This window comes from Sphingobium sp. L-44, from assembly GCF_056859495.1.
In genome coordinates, this window is record NZ_JBSXOQ010000008.1 from 1 (window position 1) to 6,467 (window position 6,467).

Genomic DNA, 6,467 nt, shown 5'->3' on the forward strand with positions numbered 1-6,467 from the left:
GTGGAGAGAGCTTTTGGCATTGGGCCCTCGGCGCTGACGGAGGCCATGGGCATGCTCAACCACCATTTCGCAGCAGCCGCCTGATCGGCGCAGAGCGACAGCCTACCTCTGACTGCCGCCAATCTTTGCAACAGAGCCCTCTTGATTGTCCCGACAGGAACCTGTTCGATCGTGGCTGTCTCTTCATAGCTCAAACCCTGGATCCCGATGAGCTGGATGCACCGCTGCTGCTCGGGCGTCAGGCGGGACCACAGGCGACGAACATCGCTCAACGTCACGACCGACTCCTGGTTTGACGCCACAGGAATATCGATGAGTTCGGCGGTTTCGCTCGCATATCCCGCACCTCGACGGCGAACCTGCGACAGAAAGGAGTTGCGGAGGATACGGAAGGTCCAAGCCTTCAAATTCGTACCGGGCTCAAACGACGCGCGGTGGCGCCAGGCCTTCAGCAAGGTTTCCTGAACAAGGTCCTGTGCAGTATCGGAATTCCTGGCCAGCGATCGCGCATAGCTCGCCAGCCTAGGCATCAGGTCGCTCAATGCGGCGCCAAATTCCGACCACTCCTCAGTCGGTACATGCGATCGGTTTCCCAATAGTTCGGACAAGCATAGGCCCCTGTTCGATGAATTTAGGCGGCAATATATACACCGACCGGTTTACTTTTTGGAAAAACGCCACCTGTCCTGGATTGTTCCACTCCCTCAGCGATGACGCCCGATTGGCGAAACAAGCGCGCGATAGAGGGAGGGTGGAAACCGACTACGTGGAAAGGTCTGCAATAGCAGGTCAGCGCCTCTGCCTGCTTGCGAACCAAGCCCAGGCTGCTGGCAGCACCGCAGATGCCATCATCATTGCGCCGACAACATCATGGTCGCGCTGAAGGATCGCGCCGGCGACGAGCAGCCCGGCTGATAGGATGTTGGGATCGGCGCGCCAGGGCGACGTCGGATTTGGGGAAACCGCGCCTCCCTGTAATTCAATCGGCAGCGCGCCCGACCGCGCTACCCGCTCGGCGAAAGCCACCAGCTCGGGCGAGGCGGCGGCCAGCCGGCCAAGGCTAGTCGCCAGCCGGCGTCCGCCCCGCTTGATGCCGGCCGGGCCGATCCGCTCCCGCAGCAGTTCGCGCGCGATCGGTGCGGCGCGCGCCGCGATGTCGAAGCCGGGATCGAGCCGTCGTACGAACCCTTCGGCGATCAACAGGGTCCGCAGCAGCAGGGCCAGATCGGGTGGTAGCGCCAGGCGGTAGGTGCGCAGCAGCGCGAAGACGCGACCGAAGACGTCGGCGAGCTCGATCTGCTGGAGTACCGCCCCGCGAAACTGGCCGATCAGCGCGTCGAGTTCGCGGGTCAGCGCCTGGCGATCGACGTCTGTTTCGCCCGACCATTGCAGAAGCACGTCCGTCACCGATCGCGAGTCCTCGCCGGCGATCGCAAGGACGAGCGTAACAACCTCGTTTCGTCGGGCGGGGCTGAGCACGCCGACCGCCCCGAAGTCGATGAACGCCAGCGACGCATCGGCGAGGACAAAGACATTGCCGGGATGGGGGTCCGCATGGAACCGGCCGTTGAAGATTATCATTCGCAGGACTGCATCTGCATATATGCCGGCGATATCCGCACCGCAGTCTCCCGCTCCATCAAGGATAGCGCGGACGGGCATGCCGTCGAGCCGCTGCTGCACATTGATCCGGCGGCCGACCTGATCCCAGTAGAAGGCGGGCGTGCGAACGCCGAGCGGCTGCAGGAACGCGCCAATGCTCTCGCAGGCTGCCGCTTCGGCACTGAGGTCCATTTCCTGCGACAGGCTCTCCGCGAAGAACCGGAGCAGCTCGTCGGGCCTGAGGCGGCGGATCTCCGGTGAGTGTCTCGCGGCGAGCCGCGCAATGCGGCGGAGCAGCCTCAGGTCGGCATCGACGCGTTCCGCGATCCCCGGTCGGCGTACCTTTACCACGACCTCGGTTCCGTCGCTCAGGGTGGCTGCATGAACCTGCGCGATCGAGGCCGCGGCGATCGGCTCGCGGTCGAAGCTCGCGAACACGTCCGCGATCGGGGAGCCAAGCGCAGCCAGGATCGTCGGCTCCAGCGCCTCGAACGGCAACGGGGTCACCCGGTCCTGCAGCGTCGACAGCGCGCGCACCCATTCCGGCCCGAGCAGGTCTTCACGGGTCGCCAGCACCTGCCCCAGCTTGACCGCAACGGGTCCAAGGTCCCGCAGCAGCGCGACGACCCGCTCGGGCGTACTGACGTCCACCGGCTGCTCGGAACGACCGGGCAGCAGGCCCAGGCGAGAGGCGAGCCCGTTCAGGCCGTGGCGCCCCATGATCTGGATAAGCTCTGCGAGGCGCGCACGCTCACCGATCTGAGGCTCGTCGTCCGTGGCGGGCATCACTTGCTGCAACCATCCCCGTCTCGCGGGCGGTAGCCATCAAGGAACAGGTCGATACCGCGCGAGATACGATCGCGCGCCGCCTCGTCATACGCTGGCGGAGACAACCCCAGCGCTGCACGGCGCATGGGGGCGACCACGACGAGTGTGACGAACTGCTCGGCAGCGAACACGGGGTCGGCCAGCGACAGCTCTCCCTTGGCATTGGCGTGGGCGAGGATCGATGCCACCCACTGGACGGCCCGCTGGTAACCGAAATCGTGGATGTTCGCCGCAAGCGCGGGAAAGCGCACGGCTTGCGCGATGACGACACGTTCCATGGAGGCGATCCGGGGCGTCAGGAGCCACTCGAGCAGGCGATCGGCAATTTCGCGAAGGCGCGATCCGATGTCGGGTTCGTCGCTGCCGGAGGGTTCGAGCGCGCGCAGCTGCGTATCGATCTCGTCGAGGATCACCGCCTCGAACACGCGCGCCTTGCTGCCGAAGCGCGCGTACAGTGTTCGTTTGGAGATGCGCGCCTGTTCGGCGATCATGTCGGCACTGGCGCCATCGAACCCGTGTTCGAAGAACAGTTGGCGAGCGCTCTTGAGGATGTGCGAGGTCAGGCGGAGCGCGTCCTCGGTGGTCGGTCTGCCCATCTTTCGGGGGCGCCGCGCCTTTTTCTTCTCATCATCGCTCAATCTCTTTCTCCTGGACCGAGGATAGCGCGATCCGAGCACTTTGACGAGCAATGCCGCAAGGGCCGTAGGCTCCGTGGCCGCCGGCTCGGACTCCGCCGACGGCTTGAAAACGTTGCAAGCAGATTATTTCCCAGGCTCTGCGTCAGGCTTGTATGTGGGGAGGGACGGAGAGCCTAGACCCAGCCCCTCCTGATCGATACGAACGGCCGTCTCCCTGACGGCGCTTACCTTGCCCCTTACTGAACCTATTGTCTCGACCAGGCGGTCCTGCTGGGCGGTCGCCCGCTCGATCTCGGGCCTCAGAGCCTCGGCGCGGGCAGCGAATCCTTCAGCTGAGTCACGAGCGATCCCTAATTTGCGGTTCGCCTTAGCAAGAGCGGATGGACCGCGATCTTTCAAGGTGACCCTCAGACTTTCGGCGCGATTGCCTGACCGTTGCAAACCCTCTCCCAAGGTAACCATACGCCCTCGCGCACCCATGAGTCCCTCCGACGCCGTTCCAACCTTGTCTGCCCACCCCGCGGAGTTGTGCGCGAGCGCCGCAAGACGCTCGCTCGCGCGCTGCTGCTGAGCGGCACCAAGGTTGAGTGAAACGGAGTCCACGGTGCGGCTGATCTTCTCCACAAGTGCTATCGGGTCTCCCCCACCACCAAGAAGCCCGCCCTCCTTGGCAGGAATGATCGGGAACTCCCCGTCTTTTGCGGCAACGATCGGGAGCGCATCATGTGTTGCGCCATCGAGACTGATGTTCGCCGTTCCGCCTAATGCTGATCGGACAATCGTAGCCTTGACGCCGGTAACGATAGGGATTTCTGGTTCCAAATTGACAGCTACCAGAACCACGGACGGGTCTTGGCTGTCGAATTCGACAGATGTAACATGCCCAGCCGGCACGCCCGAAAATGTCACCGGTGATCCCTTTTCAATGCCGGCGACGCTTCCTGAGAAGCGGATCATATAGGGCCTGCGGTTCCCGTTGCGAGGCTCCAACAGCCACAGCGTAAAGACCAAGGTGCCCAGCAGCAAGCCCGTCACTGCGAGAACCAGAAAGCTGTTCGACCGTGTCTCCATCGAGATGATATCCCATTAAGACGGCAGGTAAGTTTTAGGCCGTACCGTTCCCGCACATCAGCCAGTGCCTGGAGGACGCCGATTCTCGGTGTGCGAACAGCACGGTGAGCCTGCCCTATTGCACATCCCCTCACGATAAGTATACCGTATCGTACCATAAACGGTTTTGGGTGTGATTTTGCCGTTCTCTGAACCCGTCATTCATTCCGAAAACAACATAACGAAAATTTCGGGCGATTGGTTGGCCTCAACGGTCCAATCGGCGGGAGCAACGGCCGATGGCCGTTTGCTGGCTTCAGACGGGCAGATCGACTGGAGCCAATTAGGGCGGGTCGACAGTGCAGGCGCGTTCGCGCTTATTCAGGCGCTTGGTGCCAGCGATCTAGGAAACGATGTACCAGATCGACTTCGGCGTGTCCTAGACATCGTTGCCCCCGCGATCCAGGAACATGCGACCAAAAAACCCAAAAAGTCTTATGGTTTTTTCACACGCTTAGGCCGCAAAGTGGTTGCAGGGCTGAGCGAACTATATGGTAACATCTTGTTCCTGGGCCGCTCTGAGGTGGGCGTTGGAAGAGCGGTTATCAACCCTCGCAGGTTACGCGTGCGAGCGCTAGTAAGCGTGATGCAGCAGGGAAGTCTCGAGGCGCTCCCAATCATCATGACGATGACATTCTTCATCGGGGCAGTGGTGGCTTTGGTCGGCACGAACCTGCTGCAGAACTTGGGGGCATCGGTTTTCACCGTTCAGCTCGTTGGGGTATCGGTGTTGCGCGAGTTTGGGGTGCTAATACCGGCAATTCTTCTGGCTGGCAGATCGACGTCTACATTCGCTGCCCAAATCGGAGCTATGCGAATGAACCAAGAAACAGATGCAATGGTGGTCATGGGTGTCGATCTCATGGAGGCGCTTGTAACCCCACGCGTGCTGGCGATGATCATTACTCTCCCGCTTTTATCAGTCGCAGCGATGATTGCCGGCATTCTTGGTGGCCTGCTTGTGAGCTGGGCTTCTTTAGATATTTCACCAGTGTTTTTCGTAGAGCGTCTTCGGCAGACGGTGGACCTCCAGCATTTCTGGCTTGGTCTGATCAAGACACCTGTAATGGCCATCATCATTGCACTGACTGGCTGCCGCCAGGGAATGGCCGTCCGTGGCGACGTCGAGGTGTTGGGTAGAAACGTCACGACCGCAGTCGTTCAGGCATTGTTCGCCATCATCCTCCTCGATGCAGCTTTCGCCCTCGTTTTCATGAAACTGGACCTGTGATGGCCGAGCGGGAAAGGGTGATCGAAGTACGCAACCTTAAAACAGCGTTCGGTAGAACGGTAATCCATGAAGATTTGGACCTCGACGTCTATCGCGGGGAGATTCTTGGAATAGTTGGCGCTTCGGGCGGCGGAAAATCCGTGTTGCTCAATACGATGTTGGGATTACAGCGACCAGTTTCTGGATCGGTAGTAGTAGACGGTCAGGACATCTTTGATAGTCCTGATCGACAATGGCTCGCATCAAATATGGGCGTGATGTTTCAAAACGGTGCGCTATTTTCATCCCTAACGCTTCAGGAGAATGTCGAAGCGCCGTTTCTTGAACATACTGAGATTCGAGGCGAATTTCTAAGTCGATTGGCCCAGATGAAAATCTCTCTGGTCGGGCTTGCTAATGATGCAGCCTATAAGCGCCCGGCAGAACTTTCCGGCGGCATGAGAAAACGTGCTGGCGTTGCACGTGCACTAGCGCTCGATCCCAAGCTTCTTTTTTTAGATGAACCAACGGCCGGCCTCGATCCCCTCGCGGCTGCAGAATTTGACGACTTGATCGTATCGCTGCGTGATGCCTTGGAATTGACTGTCGTCATGGTCACCCACGATCTGGACAGCCTGTTTCAAATTTCTGATCGAGTAGCGGTTCTGGCGGACAAAAGGATCGTCGCGTCTGACGCAGTCGAGAAACTGCGTGATTCTGAAGACGAATGGACACGCTCTTATTTTCAAAGCCGAAGAGCACGGCGATTCAACTCAGGTGGCGACTAAATGGAGAGGCATGCCAATTACGCTCTGGTGGGTAGTCTGACAGTTGGTCTGCTGGTGGCAGCGATTGGCTTCATTCTCTGGCTAGGTAACGACCAATTCGGTAAAGGCTTCGACCATTATCGAGTTGTTTTTGACGGACCTGTGCGCGGCCTAGGTTTCGTGGACAAAGGGTATCCATTGCAGGGCTGAGACGAGATTGACGAAGCCGAGGTAGGACTCTTTGGTTTTGTCGTATCGAGTTGCGATACGCCGCCAGTTCTTGAGTTTGTTGAAGAGGCGTTCGACAAGATT

The 6,467-nt window shown here is 59.9% G+C and carries 5 protein-coding genes and 3 pseudogenes; 3 read left to right on the forward strand and 5 right to left on the reverse strand.

The features are described 5' to 3' along the window. A pseudogene (locus AC13EK_RS00175) lies at nt 1-84 on the forward strand (IS6 family transposase); the annotation flags it as partial. An 89-nt stretch (nt 85-173) separates the two neighbouring features. Here the strand turns inward: AC13EK_RS00175 and AC13EK_RS00180 are convergent. The 4 genes and pseudogenes from AC13EK_RS00180 to AC13EK_RS00195 form a co-directional block, all read right to left on the reverse strand. Next, nucleotides 174-530, reverse strand: a pseudogene (locus AC13EK_RS00180) (sigma-70 family RNA polymerase sigma factor); the annotation flags it as partial. Between the two features lie 259 nt (nt 531-789). Next, nucleotides 790-2,388, reverse strand: a complete 1,599-nt coding sequence (locus AC13EK_RS00185) for an ABC1 kinase family protein (RefSeq protein ID WP_010339516.1) — start codon at nt 2,386-2,388, stop codon at nt 790-792. Beyond that, nucleotides 2,388-3,068, reverse strand: coding sequence for a TetR/AcrR family transcriptional regulator (locus tag AC13EK_RS00190; RefSeq protein ID WP_010339517.1), 681 nt, complete (start codon nt 3,066-3,068; stop codon nt 2,388-2,390). The genes AC13EK_RS00185 and AC13EK_RS00190 overlap by 1 nt, the downstream gene beginning before the upstream one ends. A 123-nt stretch (nt 3,069-3,191) precedes the next feature. Beyond that, nucleotides 3,192-4,139: an MlaD family protein gene (locus AC13EK_RS00195; protein ID WP_010339518.1), complete on the reverse strand. Its 948-nt coding sequence runs from the start codon at nt 4,137-4,139 to the stop codon at nt 3,192-3,194. A 172-nt stretch (nt 4,140-4,311) separates the two neighbouring features. Here AC13EK_RS00195 and AC13EK_RS00200 point away from each other — a divergent pair, with 172 nt between their 5' ends. Continuing rightward, the gene (locus AC13EK_RS00200; protein WP_483021945.1) at nt 4,312-5,409 is read left to right on the forward strand and encodes an MlaE family ABC transporter permease; all 1,098 of its coding nucleotides are present in this window, start codon (nt 4,312-4,314) and stop codon (nt 5,407-5,409) included. Beyond that, on the forward strand, nt 5,409-6,176 hold the full coding sequence (locus tag AC13EK_RS00205) for an ABC transporter ATP-binding protein (protein ID WP_122129126.1): 768 nt from the start codon (nt 5,409-5,411) through the stop codon (nt 6,174-6,176). The genes AC13EK_RS00200 and AC13EK_RS00205 overlap by 1 nt, the downstream gene beginning before the upstream one ends. A 150-nt stretch (nt 6,177-6,326) precedes the next feature. Here AC13EK_RS00205 and AC13EK_RS00210 read toward each other — a convergent pair. Next, nucleotides 6,327-6,467 (reverse strand): annotated as a pseudogene (locus tag AC13EK_RS00210) (IS5 family transposase); the annotation flags it as partial.

Coding starts and splice junctions, on each gene's coding strand:
- AC13EK_RS00185 (WP_010339516.1), bottom strand. CDS start 2,388: ATGCCCGCCACGGACGACGAGCCTCAGATCGGTGAGCGTGCGCGCCTC.
- AC13EK_RS00195 (WP_010339518.1), bottom strand. CDS start 4,139: ATGGAGACACGGTCGAACAGCTTTCTGGTTCTCGCAGTGACGGGCTTG.
- AC13EK_RS00205 (WP_122129126.1), top strand. CDS start 5,409: ATGGCCGAGCGGGAAAGGGTGATCGAAGTACGCAACCTTAAAACAGCG.